The organism is Schleiferilactobacillus shenzhenensis LY-73, assembly GCF_000469325.1.
GTDB classification, from domain to species: Bacteria; Bacillota; Bacilli; order Lactobacillales; family Lactobacillaceae; genus Schleiferilactobacillus; species Schleiferilactobacillus shenzhenensis.
The window spans coordinates 234-22,562 of the sequence record NZ_KI271590.1 but is presented as its reverse complement, the minus strand read 5'-3'; the positions used below and the strand labels follow the sequence as shown (position 1 = coordinate 22,562).

General features: G+C 55.1%; 22 protein-coding genes. 14 read left to right on the top strand and 8 right to left on the bottom strand.

Annotated features, from left to right (window positions below; all coding sequences use genetic code 11):
- Nucleotides 1-137: 137 nt before the first annotated feature.
- The 13 genes from L248_RS08235 to L248_RS08175 all read left to right on the top strand — a co-directional run bounded on the left by L248_RS08235 (nucleotide 138) and on the right by L248_RS08175 (nucleotide 15,352).
- Nucleotides 138-722, top strand: coding sequence for a hypothetical protein (locus L248_RS08235; RefSeq protein WP_022529709.1), 585 nt, complete (start codon nucleotides 138-140; stop codon nucleotides 720-722).
- Between the two features lie 27 nt (nucleotides 723-749).
- The gene (locus tag L248_RS08230; RefSeq protein WP_040535720.1) at nucleotides 750-977 is read left to right on the top strand and encodes a hypothetical protein; all 228 of its coding nucleotides are present in this window, start codon (nucleotides 750-752) and stop codon (nucleotides 975-977) included.
- Between the two features lie 349 nt (nucleotides 978-1,326).
- Nucleotides 1,327-2,763, top strand: a complete 1,437-nt coding sequence (locus tag L248_RS08225) for an MFS transporter (RefSeq protein ID WP_040535719.1) — start codon at nucleotides 1,327-1,329, stop codon at nucleotides 2,761-2,763.
- A gap of 138 nt (nucleotides 2,764-2,901) precedes the next feature.
- Complete coding sequence (locus L248_RS08220) at nucleotides 2,902-3,606, top strand: ATP-binding cassette domain-containing protein (protein ID WP_022529706.1); 705 nt, start codon at nucleotides 2,902-2,904, stop codon at nucleotides 3,604-3,606.
- Nucleotides 3,590-4,759 (top strand): ABC transporter permease, encoded by a 1,170-nt coding sequence (locus L248_RS08215; protein WP_040535718.1) that lies wholly within the window; start codon nucleotides 3,590-3,592, stop codon nucleotides 4,757-4,759. Before L248_RS08220 ends, L248_RS08215 begins: the two co-directional genes overlap by 17 nt.
- A 15-nt stretch (nucleotides 4,760-4,774) precedes the next feature.
- A complete protein-coding gene (locus L248_RS08210) occupies nucleotides 4,775-5,956 on the top strand; it encodes a hypothetical protein (protein WP_040535715.1) in 1,182 nt (393 codons plus the stop codon).
- 50 nt (nucleotides 5,957-6,006) lie between these two features.
- The gene (locus L248_RS08205) at nucleotides 6,007-6,801 is read left to right on the top strand and encodes a Cof-type HAD-IIB family hydrolase (protein WP_040535713.1); all 795 of its coding nucleotides are present in this window, start codon (nucleotides 6,007-6,009) and stop codon (nucleotides 6,799-6,801) included.
- Nucleotides 6,802-6,901: 100 nt separating this feature from the next.
- Nucleotides 6,902-7,522: a hydrolase gene (locus tag L248_RS08200; RefSeq protein ID WP_040535711.1), complete on the top strand. Its 621-nt coding sequence runs from the start codon at nucleotides 6,902-6,904 to the stop codon at nucleotides 7,520-7,522.
- Between the two features lie 321 nt (nucleotides 7,523-7,843).
- Nucleotides 7,844-8,158 carry a hypothetical protein gene (locus tag L248_RS08195; protein ID WP_022529701.1) on the top strand — a complete coding sequence of 105 codons (315 nt, stop codon included), beginning with the start codon at nucleotides 7,844-7,846 and terminating at the stop codon, nucleotides 8,156-8,158.
- A 171-nt stretch (nucleotides 8,159-8,329) separates the two neighbouring features.
- Nucleotides 8,330-9,523, top strand: a complete 1,194-nt coding sequence (locus tag L248_RS08190; protein ID WP_022529700.1) for a hypothetical protein — start codon at nucleotides 8,330-8,332, stop codon at nucleotides 9,521-9,523.
- Between the two features lie 93 nt (nucleotides 9,524-9,616).
- On the top strand, nucleotides 9,617-12,169 hold the full coding sequence (locus L248_RS08185; RefSeq protein ID WP_022529699.1) for an AAA family ATPase: 2,553 nt from the start codon (nucleotides 9,617-9,619) through the stop codon (nucleotides 12,167-12,169).
- A gap of 369 nt (nucleotides 12,170-12,538) precedes the next feature.
- Nucleotides 12,539-13,582, top strand: a complete 1,044-nt coding sequence (gene rsgA / locus L248_RS08180; protein WP_022529698.1) for a ribosome small subunit-dependent GTPase A — start codon at nucleotides 12,539-12,541, stop codon at nucleotides 13,580-13,582.
- 66 nt (nucleotides 13,583-13,648) lie between these two features.
- A complete protein-coding gene (locus tag L248_RS08175) occupies nucleotides 13,649-15,352 on the top strand; it encodes a M3 family oligoendopeptidase (RefSeq protein ID WP_040535757.1) in 1,704 nt (567 codons plus the stop codon).
- Nucleotides 15,353-15,453: 101 nt separating this feature from the next.
- On the opposite strand, the gene L248_RS08170 is transcribed toward L248_RS08175, so the two are convergent.
- Complete coding sequence (locus L248_RS08170) at nucleotides 15,454-16,314, bottom strand: hypothetical protein (protein WP_040535706.1); 861 nt, start codon at nucleotides 16,312-16,314, stop codon at nucleotides 15,454-15,456.
- 222 nt (nucleotides 16,315-16,536) lie between these two features.
- Between L248_RS08170 and L248_RS08160 the strand changes: the two genes are divergently transcribed.
- Nucleotides 16,537-17,925, top strand: coding sequence for an MATE family efflux transporter (locus tag L248_RS08160; protein ID WP_022529694.1), 1,389 nt, complete (start codon nucleotides 16,537-16,539; stop codon nucleotides 17,923-17,925).
- Here the strand turns inward: L248_RS08160 and L248_RS08155 are convergent.
- The 7 genes from L248_RS08155 to L248_RS08125 form a co-directional block, all read right to left on the bottom strand.
- Nucleotides 17,915-18,460 carry a hypothetical protein gene (locus tag L248_RS08155; protein WP_022529693.1) on the bottom strand — a complete coding sequence of 182 codons (546 nt, stop codon included), beginning with the start codon at nucleotides 18,458-18,460 and terminating at the stop codon, nucleotides 17,915-17,917. The two genes, L248_RS08160 and L248_RS08155, sit on opposite strands and share 11 nt — an antisense overlap.
- 14 nt (nucleotides 18,461-18,474) lie before the next feature.
- Nucleotides 18,475-19,125: a hypothetical protein gene (locus tag L248_RS08150; RefSeq protein ID WP_155828605.1), complete on the bottom strand. Its 651-nt coding sequence runs from the start codon at nucleotides 19,123-19,125 to the stop codon at nucleotides 18,475-18,477.
- Between the two features lie 82 nt (nucleotides 19,126-19,207).
- On the bottom strand, nucleotides 19,208-19,855 hold the full coding sequence (locus L248_RS08145; RefSeq protein WP_051999935.1) for an ABC transporter ATP-binding protein: 648 nt from the start codon (nucleotides 19,853-19,855) through the stop codon (nucleotides 19,208-19,210).
- Nucleotides 19,852-20,604, bottom strand: a complete 753-nt coding sequence (locus tag L248_RS15880) for a hypothetical protein (RefSeq protein WP_022529690.1) — start codon at nucleotides 20,602-20,604, stop codon at nucleotides 19,852-19,854. Before L248_RS15880 ends, L248_RS08145 begins: the two co-directional genes overlap by 4 nt.
- 126 nt (nucleotides 20,605-20,730) lie before the next feature.
- Nucleotides 20,731-21,012, bottom strand: coding sequence for a hypothetical protein (locus tag L248_RS08135; protein ID WP_022529689.1), 282 nt, complete (start codon nucleotides 21,010-21,012; stop codon nucleotides 20,731-20,733).
- Complete coding sequence (locus L248_RS08130; protein WP_022529688.1) at nucleotides 21,009-21,329, bottom strand: hypothetical protein; 321 nt, start codon at nucleotides 21,327-21,329, stop codon at nucleotides 21,009-21,011. The genes L248_RS08135 and L248_RS08130 overlap by 4 nt, the downstream gene beginning before the upstream one ends.
- Nucleotides 21,329-22,087: an alpha/beta hydrolase family protein gene (locus tag L248_RS08125; protein ID WP_022529687.1), complete on the bottom strand. Its 759-nt coding sequence runs from the start codon at nucleotides 22,085-22,087 to the stop codon at nucleotides 21,329-21,331. Before L248_RS08125 ends, L248_RS08130 begins: the two co-directional genes overlap by 1 nt.
- Nucleotides 22,088-22,329 lie beyond the last annotated feature (242 nt).

The window sequence follows — 22,329 nt, the reverse complement described above, 5'->3', positions numbered from 1 at the left end:
TGAGTTTGCCGTCCTATGATGTTATTCTGTGTTCATGCTTAAGCTTATATATCAGGTTTCCTTGCAAGGTTATCCGCCCTAGCAATTTGACCAACTTCACGGGCAGATTGACACAGTTTAGAAATTGAGGTAATAAAATGAAGAAAGAAAAACGTATTGCTTGGTTGCTCACTTCAGTTCTTATCGCCTTTCTTTTCACACTTTTTTTCCAAGCGGTTGGAGTTCAGGCTGCTGACACAGGAAATGCAACCGGCACGACTGCCAAAACGGTTCTCGCCCCCGGCCCATATACTCGGCTTTCTGACGGCGAACTAATCCCAACCTCGATCCTCAGTGCACCGAACTCACACGAGTCCGGACAAACAGATGTACTCCAAAGTGCCACTTATTCTGGATGGCATTATTGGAAAACGACTTACGCTGGAAAAGTGCTGGCTCAAGGCCAGATCCCCGACTATATCGGATTAATCGTTGGTTTCGTCCCGTATGCTGGTGGCTTTCTGAGCGCAGCAACATTTATCGTAAACGAATCAAACCAATACTGGAACAAAATTAACAAGAAAATCATTGGATCTTACGAAATGCGTAAATATTACGCGATGCCTGATGGAGACGGGGTAAACATTGAATATGATTCTTACTTTTATTCCGATTCTTCCTATAGTAACCTCCTTTGTAAAATTACCACAAGCCAAGTGATGGAACACATCCCGTTGCACTAAGATAGCTCGATTGAAGGAGGAATCCTAATGTCAGACAAGCAACCAGTGACAAACCATCACACCACAAAGTTATGGCCTGCTCAAGTCATGGTCGGCATTGCTCTTCTGCCTTTTACCTTGATTATCATTTGGTTAGCTTCTTTAGCACTCACTCACCGTGCGGCGGCAACACTTTCTGCACTCGTGATTTTGTCATTTGGCTTATTAACTAGCCTTGGTGCTCCCTTCTTAATCAAGCATGGTTTTCGGTGGTGACTATTGACTTCTTAGAAGCGGATACACGATATCAATTTCTCCAGTACAGAATTGTTGTCGCATTTCTTGAATGGAAATGGTAAAACTCGATAGTTTGCATCAAGGTGAAGGCAAACGAATCTAGGTGCATCAAACACTGCGTGACCACCGACGATATCAGCTAGACCACTGTCGTGATCGTCTCGTCGGATAACGGCTTGGATGAAGCGAAAGCTTAATTCTGAGTATTATGAGGTCGTCAGCCTGCGGGCTGGCGGCTTTTTTGTTGTTCTTCCCCTGAGCATCATCTCCCTTCTTTCCCCAAACCCAGAGTAAACTCTGGTTAACAACGAAAGGACGGATGACACTGATGGCAGCAGAAACGAAGCAGGGACAATATCAAATCGTGGGGGTGTTGGGACTTTTTTCTCTCCTCACTGCCTTGGCAGGGTCCAGTACCAACCTGGCCTTGCCGCGTATTGCCATTGACTTGCATGTGACCAGCAGCACGGCGACGTGGATCGTCCAGGTGGCATTGATTACCACCACAATCCTGCTGGTGATGTTCGGTCACCTGGGGGACTTGTTGTCCAAGAACTTCATCTTCTCGGCGGGCGGCCTGCTCTTCACCGTCGGCTCGCTGATCACGGGCGTGGCCTTCGATATCGTGACGATGCTGGTGGGCCGTTTCATTCAAGCCATCGGAGCGGCGATGGTGATGGCCAACAGCATGGGCATCGTCACGGAACATTTTGCGGACAGCAACCGAGCAGAGGCACTGGCCGCCATCGGCATGTTTGTTTCCGTAGGCTCAATCTCTGGACCGGCTCTGGGCGGGTTGATCATGTCGTTCACGAGTTGGCGCTGGATCTTTTTGCTGAACGTACCCCTGGGCATTCTTGGGGCTTTCCTCGGCGCTCGGGTCCTGCCGCTGCCCCGTTACCGTTGGGCCGACATTAAGAAAGCCACCGCCCACGCCAATTGGACCGGGCAAAATCTCTTCACCGCTGGGATCATTCTTTTCTTTCTCAGCGGTTCGATCTTTCAAAACGGCTTGCAGCGGTGGGTCATCGGCACCCTATTACTGGTGAGCGGCGTCGCGCTGACTGCAGCGGCGTTTATCCAGGACAACCACGCAGCCAAGCCATGGTTCGCACCGGCGCTGGCTCGCAACCATGACTTTCTGCTTTCTGTTATTCTGCTGGGCTTAGCCATGCTGGTCAACGCCGTGTCCAACATTCTCCTGCCGTTTTATCTTCAAAGTTTTGGCCGCATGACCCCGCTGGCCAGCGGCCTGATCATGGTCCTGCAAGACGCGACGATGCTGCTCATCACCCCGGCCGCCGGCTGGCTGGCGGACCACTGGGACCGGATGAAGCTGACGATGGTCGGACTCGCCGTGCTGGTCATTTCTCAACTGGGGTATATTACCTTCCCGGCCAATATGGCACTCTGGCGGATCATCCCGCCCATCGTATTGAACGGTATCGGTATGGGGCTGTTTCTCACTCCAAATAACGCCATCACGATGGGCGTGGTGCCAGCGACGCTGACCGGCGTGGCGGGGTCGTTCAACTCCTTCGCCCGCACATTGGGGATGACCATGGGCATCTCGCTGGGTTCTGCCTTGCTGTTCATTCAGCTCCCGGGTGTGGGCCGCATCACGCCCGGCTTGGGCATGCGATTCATGCAGGCATTTGCCACAGTGTTCTGGGTCGCTGCAGCCATTTCGTTCATTGCGCTGATTATCGTGGTGTGGCGGGGGTGGCGCGGTCCGGCGAAACAATCGATTACGCCGCATCAGTAATCGGAGCCTTCAGACGAATGCGAATAATTGTGGCTTGACATCCTCAAATGATAAATTTATGATACCAGCATGAAAACAAATGCCCCTGTTTTGTAACGGGTCCTGCCGCAGTAGCCACAATTCGAGAGGACGATGCGTATGCTCAGCGTCAATGACTTATCTTTTTCGTTCAAAAAAAACGTCATTTTTGATCAGGTCTCTTTTTCAATCAATGATGGCGAACTCGTTGGTCTCGTTGCGCCGAACGGAACAGGCAAGACGACGCTGCTGAAATTGCTGTGCGGCCTGCTGCCCACGGCCGCGACGACCTTGACGCTGAACGGCATTCATCTGTACCAGCACCGGACGGCGTATCTGCGCCAGCTTTTCTTCCTTGAGAATTCCAATCAGCTGTATGCCGACCTAACCGTGGCGGACCACCTCACGTATGTCCGCTCAATGTGGCACTCGGCCGTGGATATTGCGGGTGTCGTCGATTCGTTGGGAATGGCCGGGTATTACAGAAAGAAGATCAAAACGCTGTCGCTGGGGATGAAGCAGCACGTTCTGCTGGCGATGTATCTCGTGAGTGATGCCCAGACGCTGCTGATTGATGAACCCCTGAATGGTCTTGACCCCACCAGCATCCAACAGTTTGAGCGGGTGTTTTTGGCCTTGAAACAGCAAGGTAAAAGTATGCTGATTTCATCGCACCAAATGGATAGTGTGGGCCGAGTCAGCGATCGTGTCTTTTTTCTTCAGAACCAAACGATCGTCCCGATTGAAAACACAGGGCAGGATATGTTAGCCGTTTATAATACCATGTACCTCAAGGCGGGTGAGCAGCATGCGCGCTCTGTTTAAAGTCACTTTCAAGCGTGATGTACAATCAACCACCAACATTGTGATTTTCGCTGCGCTGGTCATCCTCTTGCTGGGGACGTTCTTTTCCCAAACCGGTCAGGCCAATACCACCCGGGGCGATTTATACAATGTGTATGTGACGACCGATGACGGCATCACCAACGAGGTCATTGCGCTGCGCAAAGTCAAACACCGGACGGCGGCGCAAACGGCGCGGCTTAATCAAAAGCTCACTGAGAAAACTTACGCCGATCAAATCATTGCGGCCGCCAGTGCTTCGCCGGCTGCCGCAGATCAGCTCAACCGTGCTTTGCTGCATTATGCCCAATACGCTCTGCGCCAGACCCAAAAGGACCCCCGCACCCCGCTGCAACTGATTGCCTACACGGACCAGCCGTTGGACCGGTCGTTGTTGGGCCGCGTGAAAGACGTGGCATTCTACCGCTATTTACTTGACCACCATATTCAAGAAATCCCCACAGCCGCGGTGCACGCGCCGGCAATCAACTACCTGGCGGGAGCATTTCTCTACCATGTGTCGCCATTCTTGATCATCGCCGTCCTCTTGGTGGGCTTGGCTGAGTTCTTTACAATGGACAAACGGCTGGGCACAATTGATTTTGCCAACACCCTTCCCATCAGCAAGAGCAAGGTGTTATTAATTCAGGGACTGCTCACGTGCTTGCTCATGTTTGTCCTCTTTTTGCTGGCCGCCGTTGCTGTTTTCCTTCTGGTCGGCAGTCAAAATGGCTGGGGCACGTGGACTTATCCCTTGGTTTACTCGCTGGATGGCCTTCACGCCCGAATCATGCCGCTGGCCCAGCTGATGGGCATGCTGGTGCTCAGCATCTTCAGCCTACTCGTCTTCTTCACAGCCATCGGTGGTCTGATCAGCTTGTTCGTCCGCACGACAGGGACGCATTTTCTCTGGGCCAGCGCCCTGCTCCTCACCGGCCTGCCCAGTGTGCTTGGTCCGGCAACCCGGTTGATGCCGTGGCTGCCGGTGGGCTATTTCGACTATGCCGCCGTCATCTTGCACCGGACCAATTGGCCAACGCTCGGTTTTGGCGGAGGGGTTGGTTTGCTGCTGGGGTGGAGTCTCCTGGTCTTTGGAGGCACCGGCGTACTACTTCACCGTCGGCAATTACTGTAGTGAGGAGGGTTGGCGATGTCCCGGTTTCAACTTAAACTGATGCCTTGGCGGCTACTAGGTGCTTTGTCTATTGTCATCTTTGTCCTGGTCGGAATATCTACCTGGCATCAACTGACTGACTACCCGCAACAACCAACATCTACCTCTCGATCAATCCGATATTATGTTGATTTTATGGATGAAATGATCACAAGAAGTCAACCAAGCAAGACGGCTTCCACCAGTGACCGGGTCCTGGCCCAAGCCAATTACCGTAAGATTAGCCAAGTGCTGGGCAAGAAACACTATGCTGAGGTGAACCGCTTAATTCTGAAAGAGTTGCACGACGTCCCCAATGATCCCATCGCGCAAAACATCGTGTTTTCTATCCCGTTCACCGGATCATTCGGCGTGCATAACATCAAAGTCGATATTGCCAAAGTTTACCAATGTCTGGTGGCCCGTGACGTGCAACATACGCCCTTTGTGAGCGAGCGCAGTGACGCGGTGAATATGCTGGGCCATACATTAGGCACCCATGATTTCGACGGACATGGTCCGACCCTATTGCTCTACTGTTTGCTTGCAGCGTTAGCCGTCCTCTTCGGTTTGTACTTTACGCTGGATTATCAGAGAAATACGAGTACGTTCGTTAATACACTGCCAACCTCCCGTTTTGGTTATCGTGTGCGCCAGACCATATTGCTCGTCATCCTGTTGAATATTGCCGTTCTTGGACCAATAATCATGATCACGTTGCTGGTTTCTTTACTGCCGGACCATGCTCTGGGCAGTCTCGTTTACCCAATCACACTATTCCCCGCTAAGGGAACCGTTCTGATCCCCCTTTGGCAATACTTTATTCTCTGGTGGCTAGTTGTCAACCTGTGGGCCCTGTTCTTAGCTGGCGGAGCACTGCTATTTAGTTTGGTTAGTCGGAATCCCATCGTCAACGTCTTTGGTTTACTGCTTGTTGTCTTTGCCGAACCGCTTCAGTTATTACGTCTCCTACCGCCAACCGCACGGCTCTTCCTGCCCCCCAGTTATACGGCCGTACCTCAAATGTTTTTCCAATTGAACCAATTTGAATCCATTCCTGTGGCTCAGTGGTATGCAACTTTTATGCTTTGGGTGCTGAGCCTCTGGCTGTTAATTGGGGTAGTGATGAAACTTCAAGAACGTCCCCGTCGGCCCGCACCGAAGCAGCCTGCTGACTGACGGCGGACATGCTACAATGAAGCCATCTGAGTCGATTTGGAGGTCTTTTAATGCCCGTACGCCTCATTGCCGCTGATATGGACGGCACCTTTCTCGACGACCGCAGTAGCTTTGATCATGACCGTTTTCATCGCGTTATGACGAGTCTGCGCACCCGCGGTATCCGCTTTGTCGCGGCAAGCGGCAACCAAACCGTCAAGATGCAGCGGCTCTTTCAAGCATTCCCCGACGTTGATTTTATCGGGCAAAACGGTGCCGAGATTCAGCTTCACGGGACGCCGCTAGAAGCAGCTACTTTTACACCAGAAACCGTTAAACGCATTTTGACTATTATGGACCAGTTTTCTGCAGCCCAAGTGGCCGTTTGCGGCGTGACCACGGTGTGGATTCGCTCAGATGCCGACCCCCGTTTTGCTCACGATATGCGCGCCTATTATCCCCACGTTGTCGCTGTCCCTAATCTGACGTCATACACACAAGGCGTCGTCAAGTTCGACATGATTGGGGCTCCCCAGACAATGACGGCCATGCTGACCCCCCTGCACCAAGCCTTGACTGGACTGGCGGTGCCCACCGCCAGCGGCACAGGCATCATTGACCTCATTCAGCCGGGACGGGATAAAGCCTGGGCGCTGCAGCAGATCAGTAAAAAACTCGATATTCCCGCCAGCGACATGCTTGTCTTTGGGGACGGAGCCAACGACTTATCCATGTTCCGTTTTGCCGGCCAAGCGGTCGCCATGGCCAATGCGGCCGCCGCAATTCGGGCGGCGGCGGACGACGTAGCTCTGGCCAACACCGAGAGCGGCGTTATGGCGTACATCGAGACGCATGTCCTCCTATGAAGCGCGTTGCAAGCATATTTCTTTCCTTTTCCTACACTGCCTTCTAAAATGACCTTGTTTCGTAAAGACAAGTGTCTTACTTAAATTGGGGGTATTCATAATGACAAGTTTTCCTCGCCGTGATCCAGTGGATGATCAATTGTTGACACCGGAGAACTCCGCGCTGCTGGTAATCGATTACCAGCCCACCCAGATCAACTCCATCGGGTCCATCGACCACCATCAGCTGATCAATAACATCACCGTTACTGCCCGCTTGGCGAAGCTGTACAAGGTACCCATCGTTTTATCCACCGTGAATGTTCAAAGCGGCCGGAATAAGGATACGATTCCGCAGCTGAAGGCGGTTCTGGGGGACCAGCCAGCCATCGACCGGACCAGCATCAACGCCTGGCAGGATAAGGACTTTGTCGAAGCCGTTAAAGCCACCGGTCGTAAGAAGCTGATCATCGCGGCTCTTTGGACTGAAGCCTGCTTGACCTTCCCAACCCTCGATGCATTGCGCGAAGGGTACGATGTCTTCCCGGTCGTTGACGCGGTCGGTGGGACTTCCTTGGTTGCCCACGAGACCGCTCTGCGACGGGTGGAACAGGCCGGTGCCCAGCTGATCTCCAACGCGCAACTAGCCTGCGAGTGGCAGCGTGACTGGAACCGGACCGATACGGTGCCTGGGTTTGTGAAGATCTTGCTGGATGCAGGTGACTTCATCAATTTGGAGTAAAACGTAACCGGACCGCAAGTCACCTTCCATACGGATAGACGGAAGCAAGTCAAGAGGGCCTTTCCCCTTGACTTGCTCTTTTGGCTTTCGCCGGTTTTCTCATATCTACCGCAATGATGACCAGTGACAACGTCACTCACACCTCGATAATGTTCGGATAACAGACTGTGCATGTAAAAAAGTGTTTGCATTAATTCGATATTGCAACACTATTTCTTGAGCTCTTCTGTTGACGTGGTAGATTATCAAGAGTAGTATTTTTTTCAAAGCCGCAAGTGCTCATGTTTATCTGGGCTCAAAAACTCAATAGAGGGATTTGAAATGTTCAAAAAGATTGCTTTCTCCATCGTTACGACAATTCTGCTGTTGGTTATCTCTGGAACTGCCACCACGTCAGTTCGTGCTGCAACAAACGCTCAGACGGCAACACTCAAAATTGACTCTCCAGATTCTGTTCTTACCACTCAAACTGCCATTGCTCACTTATTGATGTGGACCGATGGCTCGACAAACCATTACGAAACCGTCAACTATGTTCCACCCATCCGGTTAATCAAGACATTCCACCCAACGGGCACTAAGACGTATTACGAGTATGGGGATGCAAATCACACCTTGTACTACGTTCCTTTCTAAAATCAAGAATTGTGATAGCATGTAGCCGCTTGCAATCAGAGGCCTCTCTAGGCCTCTTTAGTTTGCTCTCACCGCAACGGGCAATCAACCGAAGCGTGAAGCGGAGATGTTCTTATCCCATGTGCTGGGCGGTCATGCCGCAATCTGACGAGCAGGGTCAGGAGGAAAGCTATGATGATCCGTAGATTCCATTTTCACCTTAAACGTTTCCCTTGGCCCCTATTGGCGGCTATCCTGGGCACGCTTATCCTCATGATCGCCATTCCAGCCCATCACCTCATTACCCCCTACCCCGGCGCGCAGAACAGTACGGGCAAGGCGATTCAGTTTTACAGTGCTGGCTTGGAAACTGTCGTGAGCACGTATTCGCCGCGTTCCCACGACGCGAATGCACAAACTCTTTCTTCCCGAGAACGGCATCTATCTGAAGAAAACTTCACCAAGATTCGTCAGTCACTGCTGAGTCGGGAGTACGCAATAGTCAACACGCTGATTCTTCGGCAAGTACAAGCCGTGCCGACCGAGACCATTGGTTTACACACCGTACTCATGCTCCCTTTCTGGGAATCTTTCGGTAGCCAGCAAACCACCGTGAATGTCGCGCAAGTCTATCAGTATTTGACCGCCCGCCATCTAACTGAGACGCCCATGGTCAGCGAGCGCAGTGACGCGGTTAACGTGGTCGCTCATGTACTGGGAACCCACGGGTCAGATCGGCGCAGCGCCCAGCTGATTCTGTACTGTGTGCTGGCGGCCTTTTGCCTCGTCTTCGGCTGGCTCTTTACGGTCGATGCCCGGCAAAAGACAATGAACTTTATTGCCGTGCAGCCTCAACCGCTATTCCGTTATCAGATGACTCAGGCTGGGCTGATGCTCCTCACTATGAACGTTCTGTTCTTTGCCGCCGTCAGTATTAATGTAGCCATCGTGGTCCTATCGCCGAATCATAACCTAGGCAATCTGCTCTATCCCGTCACGTATGTGGTCAAAAGCAAGACTGTACTGCTGCCGATTTGGCAGTATTTTCTTCTTTGGGCCTTACTAATTAACCTGTGGGGCGTATTTCTTGCCGGTGCCTCCCTGCTGTTCAGCCTCTGGGTCAAAAACCCGCTCGTGATCATATTCATCACCGCAGTCGTGGCGTTTGCCCAGCCGTTGCAGTTGCTGGCACTTATCCCGACTGCTTGGCAACTCTATTTTCCGGCAAGTGCCACCGCAATCCCCCAGATGTTCTTCCAGCTGGAGCAGTTCGCGGCGTTCCCCATCACAGCGTGGACCCTGCCCCTTCTTCTTTGGAGTCTGATTGTCTGGGCCGCTGCCGCCGCAATAATGCACCACCAGGCCAAGCCCCGCTCATCCCGGTAAACCCAGCCGACCAGCTTTGTTCACACCCGCAATTCCGCTATAATAGGCTTATGTACGTATGTTTGCCCAAGTGGGAGAAAGGCGGTGCGGAACATGGCAGCCAGTGATAACGAGCTTTTTAGAAATATCGATCTGCGGATCACCCGACAACTTTTTGAACGGGCCGATACCGACTACCGGGTCTACGCCGCAGCGGTCCTTGATCCCCACGCCAGCATCCCTGTGGACCGGCGGGGTGAGCTGACCGTCACCGGCGAAATGGCCCACTACGACGAGGGCACCATGACCAAGATGGATTTGCTCTACGACGAACCAGCCAGCCGCCGCTACGGCAAACCTTCCTATCAGCTGAAAGCCGTTCATTACGGCCTTCCCCAGGACGCCGCCGGCCAGTGGGCCTTTCTCACCCAGGCACTGGCCAAGAGTCCGGCCACATTGAGCAAGTTGGTCGAAGCTGTGCCGCCGGACCAGAAGATTCTGGACCTGCTGCGGGACGGCACGTTACTGGACAAGAAGATCCCTGGCGTGGGCGAGAAGACGCTGCTCAAGCTGCAAGCCATCGTCAAGCGCAACACCGACCTCAGCGTGCTTATGGCCGCCTTCGGGGACCGCTTGACGCCTATTGCCTACCAGCATATCTTCGACCACTTCGGCGACGCCCGCCGGGCCATCAAACAGATCAACAGCGACCCTTACATTCTCATCGAGGTCGGCGGCATCGGCTTCAAGACCGCTGATAAGTTTGCCTTGGCCGCCGGTGTACCCAAAAACGACCTGCGGCGCATCCGCTTCGGCATGCAATACGTCTTTGCTACTGAGATCCTGGCCAGCGGCAATACCTTCGCCTCCATCAAGTACTTCACGGCGAAGTGCCAAGACGCCCTGAACGTCGCCCCGGTGGACATCAGCCCCCAGCTGACGCCGGACGCTGCCTGGCGCAACGGCTTCGTCGTGAATACCGACTACCGCTTGGTCACCACCATGGCGATGTACGTGAAAGAGGCGGACCTTTTCCAGGGCATCACAAAGGCCGAGAAACAGCGCTGGCCGGTTTTGGAAGAAAAGAAACTCGCGGCGGCCATCACGGAATTTGAACAGGACCACCATGTCACTTTGGATGCCCAGCAGCGGCAGTTTCTCACCACCGCCAACATGCGCGGCATTACTGTGCTTAACGGCGCTGCCGGGACCGGGAAGACGTGGATCATCAATGTCTTCGTCCAGATCATGCGGGACCACAACAAGCGGCTGACCTTGATGGCCCCCACCGGCCGAGCGGCGAAGGTGCTGCGGGACTACACCGGTCACCGGGCCAGCACGGTCCACGCCCGCCTCGGCTTGATGCCCGGCTTCGAGTTCGCTGCCTACACGCGCCAGGGCAACCAAGACGTTTACGGCAAGACTGATTTCGTCATCGTGGACGAATCTTCGATGCTGACGACGGACCTGGCCTGGGAGATCGTGCGCTCCGTGGTTTACGAGAAGCGCCACCTGATTTTTGTCGGCGACGCCTTTCAGCTGCCGGCCATCGGCCCCGGGAACTTTCTCAACGACCTGGCCCAATGCCCCGCCGTCGCCACGGTGACCCTGCACCACGTCTATCGTCAAGGGGCGAAGTCTGGCATTCTCGACCTGGCCAGTACGATTCGCGAGCGGGAAGACTTGCCCTTCAATGCGGGTCAGCCTGCCTATTTATTCGGCAGTATGCGCCTGTACAACCAGCGGGACGAGGTGACCATCGCTAACACCTTGATTGCCGCCTACCATTCTTTGTGGGCCGACAACGGCCGCGACACCAGCCAGCTGCTGCTCCTGGTCAACCGCAACAAGGGGACGCTGGGTCGGATGCAGATGAATGCCCGCATCCAGCAGTTCGCCTGCCCGCCGGTGCCTGGTCAGCCGGAATACGTCGCCCCTTACGTGAACAGCGATACCGAGGAACCAGACATCTTTCGGATCGGTGATAAGGTGATGGTCTTAGCCAACGACAGCCGCGCGCAGAAAGTAGACCCCGCAACGAACCAGCGCATCGTCGCCACCAAGGACGACGAAGACGACGTGGATATCACTGACCACGTGGATATCACTGTCCACGTGGATTACGAGACCACCGTCATCACCAACGGCGATACCGGCGTCATTACCCACATCGACCCCGCCCGCCACTTCTTGGTGGTCAACGTCGACGACGAGTTCATCTATTTCAGCTTCGGCGGCATCACGACCAAGCTCGCGCTGGCCTATGCGGTGACCGTCTATAAATCCCAAGGCGGCCAAGCAGCCCACGTGCTTATCGGTCTGGCTCCCTCCGGCAACATGGTCAACGCCCAGTCCTTTTACACTGCCATCACCCGGGCAGAAGAAAGCGCCGATTGTTACGGCGACTTCGGCATGCTCGTCAGCCGCCTGCAGGTCGTACCCATTGAGCACCGTCATGATTTGTTGAAGAACTTTCTCTCCGGCCGGCTGGACGTGGACACCTTCGGCCAGCAGCCGGTGGCGGCGATGCGGGATGTGCTGGCTCCGCTGCCGCAGGGGGCCCCTGTCAAAGCGGAGACTACTGACACTGGGCATAAACCAAAGCTGACTGTGGAAGTAGACGCGGCACTGCTGGCGATGCTCAAGCAAAAGAAAAACGAAAAGTAGCTTCACTCTTTTTGCAGTACCAAGGCGATGGGTGGAGATCATTTTGACTTCCCTGCTGGCACACGATAACGCAACCGTTTTCTAAAATGGTCCTTGACAAGACCGTGGGCGACCCATTAGACTAAAGTTAATCAATTTTGAAAGGACGTGGCGACTATGGCAAGAAATACAAAGAAGAGCATTGTAATGGGCGCCGTTCGTCTCCGGGACTGATTAATCCTTTTAGGATCACCAGAACACCCGGACAATGAACGGCTCGACTATTGATGGACGATAGTGGGCGGTCATGCGACCGGGTGTATTTTTATACGCATTTTTGGGCAGCTGCCTGCTATTTGGTATGCAAAAACAGATAGCGAGGGTAACACATTGACAGATTTATTAACAGATTATGGTTTAACTGAACAGATTCGCCATACCGTTCCGCTGACCGACACGGCCAAACAATTGGCCCGGGTCATCGGCGAACAGAAGGAATTGTACCAAGTGATGACGGCCGCCGGACCCAAGCGTGCGGAAATCACCGGCAAGCTGCGGTTCAACGCGGTTTCCCGGGCGGATTTCCCCGCGGTAGGCGACTGGGTCGTCTGCCGAGCGATGGCTAACGGCCCGGTCCTGATTGAGCAGGTCGTGCCCCGGTTTTCTCAATTCACCCGCAAGATGGCGGGGTTGACGACGGATGCCCAAGTGGTGGCCGCCAACGTGGACACGGTCTTCATCGTGATGGCCATGAACCACGACTTCAATCTGCGCCGACTGGAGCGCTACGTCACCGTGGCATACGATAGCGGCGCCAGCCCCGTGGTGGTCTTGACGAAGAGCGACCTGACCGACCGCGCGGCCGACCAGATCGCCCAGGTTGAGGATACTGCCGTGGGCGTTCCCGTACACGCGGTGAGTGCGCTGACGGATAGCGGCAAGGAAGAAATCACGCCGTACTTCGCGCCAGGCCGGACGGTGGTCCTGCTGGGTTCCTCCGGCGCCGGCAAGTCGACACTGGCCAACTGGCTCCTGGGCGAGGCTGTCCAGGCCGTCAACGGCATTCGGGCGACGGACGACCACGGCAAACACACCACCACCAGCCGGGAGATCCTCCAGCTGCCGGGCGGGGGCTTGCTGATGGATACGCCGGGGATGCGGGAACTGCAGCTCTGGGACACGGACGAAAGCGCCATGGCCCAGACGTTCCAGGATATCGAGGCCTTGGCTGCCCAGTGCCGCTTCCGGGACTGCACCCACACCCATGAACCGGGCTGTGCCGTCCAAGCGGCCATTGCGGCCGGCAGCCTGCCGGCAAAGCGGCTCATCAGCTACCGCAAGCTGCAGCGCGAGAACGCCTTTCTCGCCAAGCAAACGGCGCAACGGAGCAAGACCTTGGCCCACCGGGCAAATAAACGGCGTTATGAGGGCTGAGCGGCTTGCATCGGCCAGCCAATTCGGCCAGAATGAGAGTAACTCATGATTGGAGGGATTTTCTTCATGGACTTCAAAGAAGCACAGTACACCCGGCCCGACTTCGCGGACATTAAGGCCCGCCTGGCGACTTACACCAAGGGCCTGCAAACGGCGGACGATCCGGCCACCGCCTTGGCCGCGGTCACGGCGGCCAATAAGCTGATCAACGACTACACGTCACAGCAGATGCTGGCCTCGATTCGTCATTCCATCGACACGACAGACGATTTCTACAACAAAGAAAACGACTATTGGAATGCCAATGGCCCGCTCTATGAGAATGAGGAGCGCAAGTATAAGGCGGCCGTCGTCTCTAGCCCGTACCAAAAGGAGATTGGTCAGATCTATCCTAAGCCGGACCTCATGGCCATGAAGAACGATCTGAAGATGGCCAACGAGGCGATCATTCCCCTGCAGCAGCAGGACAATGACCTGATCACCCAGTACGACAAGGTCATTGCCAGCGCCCAGATTGCCTTCCAGGGCGAGACCCTGACGCTGGCCCAGCTGGGGCCGTACCGCCAAAGCCCCGACCGGGCGACCCGCAAGGCGGCCTCCGAGGCATACTGGGGCTTCTTCGCGGACCACGAAGCCGACTTCGACCGGATCTACGACCAGATGGTCCAAGTGCGCACCAAGATTGCCCACACGCTGGGCTATGACGACTATTCCCAGTTGAGTTATGTCTACATGAACCGCTTCGGGTATGATGAAAAAATGGTCGCCCAATACCGGCAGACGGTCCGGGACAAGGTCGTGCCATTGACCCAGAAACAGTATGCCAAACAGGCCAAGCGATTGGGCCTGGCCAAGCTGGCTTACTACGACTTGCCTGTGGCCTTCAAGAGCGGCAATGCCCAGCCCCAGGGGACGGCCGACGAGCTGGTGGCCGCGGCCCAGCAGATGTACAACGAATTAGCCCCGGAGACGGGGGAGCTGTTTGCGTACATGACCAAGAACCACTTGTTCGATCTGCTGGCGACCAAGGGTAAGATGAGCGGCGGTTACTGCGAGTATATTCCCGCCCTGAAGGCCCCGTTCATCTTCGCCAACTTCAACGGCACCTCCGGCGACGTGGACGTCCTCACCCACGAGTTCGGTCACGCTTTCCAGACCCGCATGGCCAGCTGGATCAAGGACGGTTTGAGTGTCTTCCCGACCTCGGAAGCCGCCGAGATTTTTTCCATGTCCATGGAGTTCATCACCTATCCGTGGATGGCGAAGTTCTTCGGCGATGCGGCAGAAAAGTACAAGTACAACCACCTGGAAGCAGCCTTGGAGTTCCTGCCCTACGGCATTCTGGTGGACCACTTCCAGCACGAGGTCTATACCCACCCGGACTGGACGCCGGCGGAGCGCAAGGCCTGCTGGCGGGACTTGGAGAAGCAGTATAACCCGGAGCGCGATTACAGCGAGAATCCGGCGCTGGACCGAGGCATCTACTTCTTCCGCCAGGCCCATATCTTCGAGATTCCGTTCTATTACTTGGACTACACCATTGCCCAAGTATTGGCCTACGAATTCTGGAAACGGTTCGACGTCGACCACGATCCCCAAGCGTGGTCCGATTACCTGGCAATGGCCAAGGCCGGCGGTTCCCAGACTTTGATGGAACTGATCAAGACCGGCCACCTGGCGTCACCGTTTGAGCCGGGGGCGCTGGATGACACGCTGATTGCGATCAGTCAGGCGCTGGATGGCGTGGATGATCAAACGTTAGACAAGTAAAAAGGCAAGACCACTATGGTCGGTCATAGCGGAAAGGCGGTCCGAGCTGCGCGTGCAGGCTCAGACCGCCTTTTTGTTTTTAAAAACATCGATGGGTCAGTTCATTCCAACCGCTTCTGTAATTCATCTGCAAGATTAATTAGGTTTTTCGTAAGGGGATCCGTCGCCGAATCAGCCGATCGCCTGCTTCTAGTTTGCGTCGATGGTTGGAATTCGGGGTTGTTACTTAATACCTTGTGACCACCATCTTGGACGATCCAGGTGTTGTATTCAGGCGCGCCGATTGCATACGCTGTCTCAAGGTGGTTTTCGCGAATATATTTGGTAAACGCCGGAGTCTCTTTCCCATCTGTAAACGGTCTGATAGGGATAAGAATTGTACTATTGATTTTCGGTAATGGTGCCGAAGAATCTTCAGTGAAAACGAGAGTGCTATCTGAAATGTTGGAAGTATTTCCTTTATCCCATTCTTTTATCCGACCATAGGAATAATCACCATAAGTCATGTAACCGCCCTTATAGACAACAGTAATCTCTTTCCCAAGAAGTTTGGTGTCCCCACTCAGCACTTTGTCAACATAGATCGTTAATTTTGTAACTGCCGAGTTTGTTGTTCCCGTTACGCGTTGCCAATCAGTTACCAGTCCGCTAATCACTGCGGGATAAGCATCGGTTAGTTTGGCCCAGGTATCGGGTACGGTAACGTACGTATTCTCGGAACGATATGTGAATTGAGGCGAGTGAGCCAACCGTTGTTTGGCCTTTACTTCCCGGACTTGGGCTGCCTTTTTAATCATAACCGGAATCGAATGGGAATCCTTTGCAGCTTTATTTACGGTTGACGTTTTGGATGGGTTGCTGGCGTTATGGGTGACCGCCGTACAGCCACTGGCAAGTAACAATAATCCGAGTATTCCAAGGTATAAAATCGGTTTCCGTAGTGCCCAGTTAATTAATGACATTGAATTTCATCTTCCTTCATTCTCCATTTGGAAAACCAAGTGAGCGCGCAAGTCATGTATTCATCATACCGTATATGTTCAAAAAAGAAAAGGCTTACATGGAGGCGCTTAACTCGGCGAACGTCAAAGCACCCATGACAGCATCATTTTCGAAAACGGTTGCGCACGCGGCGACGGACTTTGGTACGATGTGAGTATGTCATTCACGAAAGGAATCTCGTCATGTCCCGTATCCGCCATCGTCTGCAAACGCTGCTCACCCGCTTTTTCTCTGGCCAAGACATCAGTTACCGCTTCGTCTTCGCCCTTCTGATCCCGGTCGTCATCGACCAGTTTTTCTTAGTCAGCTTCAATTTCATCAACACCAGTATGATTTCTTCCTCCGGCACTGCCGCAATCAGTGCGGTGAACATGGTGGGGAGCGTCAATATCTTTCTGGTGCAGTTTTTCGTGGCCATTGGCCTGGGCGGGACGGTGCTCATTTCTCAACACTATGGGCACAAAGATTATACGGTCCTGGCCAAGATCGTCAACGGGACAGTCTACGGCGCGGTCCTGGTGGCGATCCTGCTGGCGGCAGTATTCATGGGACTGCACCGGCAGATTCTGGCGCTGCTCTTCGGCCACGCGGACAAGGCCGTACTGGACGGGGCGGCGACGTACATGGTCGGCATCCTGCTCAGTTATCCGTGCCAAGCCGTGGTCGAAGGGACCAACGGCAGCCTGCGCGGGGTCGGCCGGACGAAGACATCGCTGCAGCTGTCCCTGACCATGAATGCCATCTACCTGGCCTTCAACATTCTTTTCGTCAGCATTCTGCACATGGGCATCATCGGCCTGACCATCTCGCTGAATATCTCTCGCATTCTGGCGGCGGTCCTCGCCATCTGGATGCTCTACCGCAACCGGGCCATCTTCAACCTGCGCATGCGGGTCCTGAAGCACCCCAGCTTCGCCATGATCCGCCGGGTGATCATTGTCGCCATCCCCTTCGCGGCCGAGTCCACCTTCTTCAACGGCGGCAAGATCATTATGCAGATGATGATCGTCAGCCTGGGCACGGACATGATCGCCGCCAACGCCATCGGCGGTTCCTGGATCGGCCTGTCCGAGATCATGCCGGCGGCGCTGAGCACGGCGCTGGTGCCCATCGTCGGCCAGTCTATCGGCCGCCGCAACATTCACGATGCCCGCAAGCTGACCAAATCCTTCGTGGTCCTTGGCAGCATCCTCTTCATCACCGTGGACCTGCTGCTGCTGCCCATCTTTCCCGTGGGCATCCGGCTCTTTAATCCGCCGGCGGCCATCGTCCCCGTGATCTTCCGCTTCTACCTGATTACCATCGTCATGCACTGCCTGGTCTGGCCGGCCAGCTTTGTCCTGCCCTCCGCTCTGCGGGCCGCCGGCGACGGCCCCTTCACCACGACTGTCTCGCTGCTCTCCATGTGGCTCTTCCGCATCGGCGTCGGCTACTACGTCGGTATCGTGCTGGGCTACGGCCTGGTCGGTATTTACCTCATCATGTGTTTGGAATGGGGCATTCGCGGCGGCATCTTCCTGCTGCGTTTTCGGGGAGAAAAGTGGTACCAGAAGAACTTTCTTAAAGGGTAAACAGAATCCACTGCACAGCAATCCACCCACCAACGATCGCAACCCGGCCAAGAAATGCCGGCCACCCCAGCAGGAAGAGCCCCCAAAGCAACGGCCAGAAGGCCACCACGAGTAGCATCGTCAATGTTAGCGGCGTGGTCGTTTGCCCCAGATGAAACACGCTCACCGGTATCATCATGGCGAAATTCACACACCCCAGCAGCGGCATATGGACGGCAGAGAGCGGGATGAGCAAACAGACGATTAACCAGGCAGCAGTGACGCTGTATTGCCAGAACACCCGCCTCCGTGAACCCCACCGAATCTGCACAAATAAGGGCTGCAATCGCTCCTGACCCATCGTCCGGCTCAACCAGAAACAAATGAGGACGAACAGCAGCCAGCTGCCAACGCTCATCATGGACGGGTACCCCAGAAAATCAATCAACGAGAAGCGGTAAACCCACCGCGCCGTCACGGTCACTAAGGCTGTCCAGGCGGTCCAGCTGATGAACGCTCCACCATACAGCGGTATCAGCAAGCGGCCATAGCGCATAGGGCAATACCTCCTCAATACCGCTCCCGCGGCATTGTCCCCACGACTGTCAGCAATAGTCCGGCAACGCCCAGCCACAGCAGATTGCTAAAATCAATCAGGAACATTTTTCCAGTTGCATAGTTTCCCCAGAACAGCGCGGCACCGGGGAATAGCGGAAATTTGCGAAGGAGTCCCGGGGCACTCTTCGCAACGATCAGCGGGATGGACCACAGCACGATGTCCGCACCGATCGCGGCCAGTGGGCTGTGTGTGAGCACGCTGACCCAAACTGTCGTTAAGGTGAATAAAAGGACGAAAACACCAAGCATGACCAGCCTTTCTGCCAAAATCCAAAGTCCCAGTTGGTGCGCCAAAGGATAGGTCAGCGCACCGGAGAAACGAAACCCGCGGTACCAACCCGCCAGCAGGCCCAAGAGCACGGTGCCGGCTGTCACGCTCGCAGCGTTCAGCAAACTGACGCGGACGTATGGCTGAATCAGGTCCGGTACCCGCCCTTGGCGCGTGAGCAGCAGCGAGCGCAGGGAGGACGTGGCCGGTCCCATCAAGTCACTGCTGATGAGCACCAGGGCAAGGGGCAAGGCCCAGAGGGTCACCACTTGATTGCCCAGCATGTCGCAAACAAAATCGGTTAATGACCGGACCGGATATAACGACGTGGACAACAGGCAACCCCCGAAGAGGATAACCACTGCGGCGAGCCAGCGGCCCTGGTGACTGCGGTAATATACCCGGACTAGTGCCCTCTCAGCGTTCCGAGCCATCGGTCACCACCTGCATTCCATCGATCACTAACCGGCGGGTGACGAGCGGTGCGACTTCGTCTTCGTGAGAGACGATCACCATGGTAACGTCTGGGCGAGCCTGACGCATCTCGGCCAGTATCGTCACCACCAGTGCCTTAGCGGCTTTGTCTAACCCGTTTAACGGTTCGTCCAACAGCAGCACAACGGGACTTTCCATGACGGCTTGCGCAATCGCCAGTTTCTGATTCATCCCCGTAGAATATTGGCGGACGCGCATCCGTTCCGCCGGATCCAGTCCCAGGCGGCTCATCCATTGCCGCACAGTATCATCATCAATGACGTGCCGAATCGCCGCCAAGAGCTGCAAGTTGGCGAACCCCGATAAGGTGCCGATGAACACCGGGGCATTAATAATGACGCCGGCATTGGTCAGAAAACGACCGGGCGGCAAAGGCTGCCCGTCCACCATGACCGTTCCTTCCCGGGGCCGCTGCAGCCCCGCCATCATTTTCAACACGGTTGACTTCCCCGAGCCATTCGGGCCTTTCAGCCAAAGCACGTCGCCTGGTCCGACGAGAAATGACACATCTTGGAGCAGCGGCCGTTTCTTCACGAAAACCGATACGCCGCGCAATTCAATCGTTGTCAAATTACCCACCCCCGATGATTCTTATAGATGATGATGATCCCGACCAGAAGGCTTTCTCCAGCCAGCAGCAGCAGCTGATACCCCACGACATTCCAGACCGCAGGCCACTGCATGTGCGGCGTCATAATCAGTGAATGGTAAATATTCACCGGCATCTGGGGTTCCGGCAGGAGCTGCAGCATGAACAACAAAATGGGCAAAAGGATAATGAGCGCCAGGGCAATAACAAACACCTGCCATTTCTTCCTGACCAGGAGCATCACCAAGGGTACACTGGCGAACTGCACCAGAACGATTAGAACGACGAAGAACAGCAGAAATAGTGTTGTGCTGATTGGACCGAGTAAATTACCAATCCCGCTCGTCAGGGGGTCGGCCCAGTAATGACCGTGCAGTGCAACCGCCAATATAGTGGCAGCCACGAGCCAGCTCGTGACGGTATAGGCCACGGCAGCTACCATTAACACGCCCACAACGCCGATAACCCGACTGCGGCCCTGGCGTAGCAGCCACCATTCACGGACACTTGAGAAATACGTCGGCACCAGCAGTACATACGCCAAACCGATTCCCACCACGGGTAAAAAGAGCGAAAGGACGGCCACTGCAGAAAAATTCGGTGCCAAGGCCACAATGAATATCGGCAGTCCGCGGGCAATCCGCCCGACGGAGCCGACCAGCATCACCCCCTCCACAACAGCGGCGAGTATGATGGCCCGCCAATAACGCCAGTGCAGTACCAATGACATAACGTCCGCCTCCTCCAAAACGAGACTCCTCAATATTGACAGCTTGAGTGTAACTATTCTTGGTGACAAAAAAGTGACGAGCACTAAAAAAGTGCAGGACCAGTTTGGTCTTGCACTCTGCTACGACTAATCATTCTGTATTAAGTACACTTCATGACTCCGCGGAAACTCACGCTTAAAGGCCGTCCGGACCGCGTGCCGGCATGGTCCAGACGCCGTTACCGGGAACGTCTGCTTGGCCTGGGTATAGCCCGCTTCGATCAAGGCCAGCGTCTCCGTCTGGCGGTAAAGAGCCAGGGAGCGGTCTTTTTTGAAGGTGAACAGCACGACGCCGCTGGCGGAAGATTTGCCAGCCGCGACGGCCAGCATCGCGCGCAAGGCTTGTTTTTCAGGAACCAGCCGCATCATCCGCCACCTGGTTTCAAAAACCGCTCCAGGTCTGCCGTGAATACGTCCTTTTGAATCGTCATCGACAGCCACACCACGGTCACGGTGGTGTCCGAATAAACGAACGCGCACCGCAACGGTCCAGTGGGCGGGTTCACCCGGCATTCGTAAACCGTCTGACCCGCATAGGGCAGGCGGCTGGCCCGTTTGACCCGGGCTAACCCGTGGGTCAGCTGACGGGCCAGGGTGGCGGCAATGTGCTGCCGGATCACCGGGGCCGCAGGCCGGTGTTTCTTGAAGAACGCCTTGCATCCCCGCGGGTCATAACCCACCTGCATTACAGCAAGTGCAGATCGAAGAACGCTCGAGTCTGGTCCAGTGCCTGGGCTTCATAGCCCTGGGCGTGCTGCCAGCCGGGGAAGAAGGTCAGCCGGCTCTCCGGCTGGACTTTAGCGACCCGCTTGAAGAATTTCATGACGTCTTCCACCGGTACGATCTCGTCCAGAGAGTTCATCATGGCGATGGGGCCGGGCTTGGTCGTCTCTTGATTCAGCGGGTCCAGCTGGGCCAGCTTGTCTTGGGTGACCGTCCCCAGATACGTATTGATGAAGTTCTGGTAGAAAGCCGCGTTGATCTCGTGCTGATCAGTCAGACCCAGCTCTTTCTTCCCGTCCAGGGACGGCTTCACGCCGGGGTGGCGGTTGATCCAGTCTTGACTTTGGACAACGGCGCTCCAGGTGCTCACGGGCAGGCCGGTGTGCATACTCGTTGTCAGGGCCATGGTGCCGCCGACGCTGACACCCAGCAGGCCCAGCTTCAGGCTGCTGAAGTCGCTTGATTGCTGCATGAACGCCACGAAGCTGTCCAAATCTTCTTGGGCCGCCGGCATTTGTGCGGCGGGGGCCAAGCGGTAATTGATGGCGGCAACGACGTAGCCGTGGTCAGAAAGAACGGTGGCCAGGTGCTTGCCGCCGGCCTTGTCTCCACGCAGCCAAGCGCCGCCGTGGATGAAAATAATGGCCGCGCCGTTGCGCTGCTGGGGTTCATAAATATCCGCTGTTTGTAAGGGATCGGTACCGTATTTGATCGTGTTCATAAGTAAGAAAAAACCTCCTTGTCGGCCGCGGCCGGCTAAAGGCCGCGGCCGTTTCTGCGTGTTATGTGACGGAACGCTCCGTCCCGTCCATCTTAGCATGCCGGCGGGACAGCACAAACGCAGGCTGCTGGCCACCGCCTTGGCAGGCTTACTCTTTCAGTATATATTATTAATTGACGGTTTTAATTTGATTTCCTTATTTAGTGCATAATAAAGGGGCATGGAATGATTACCAAAAAGAT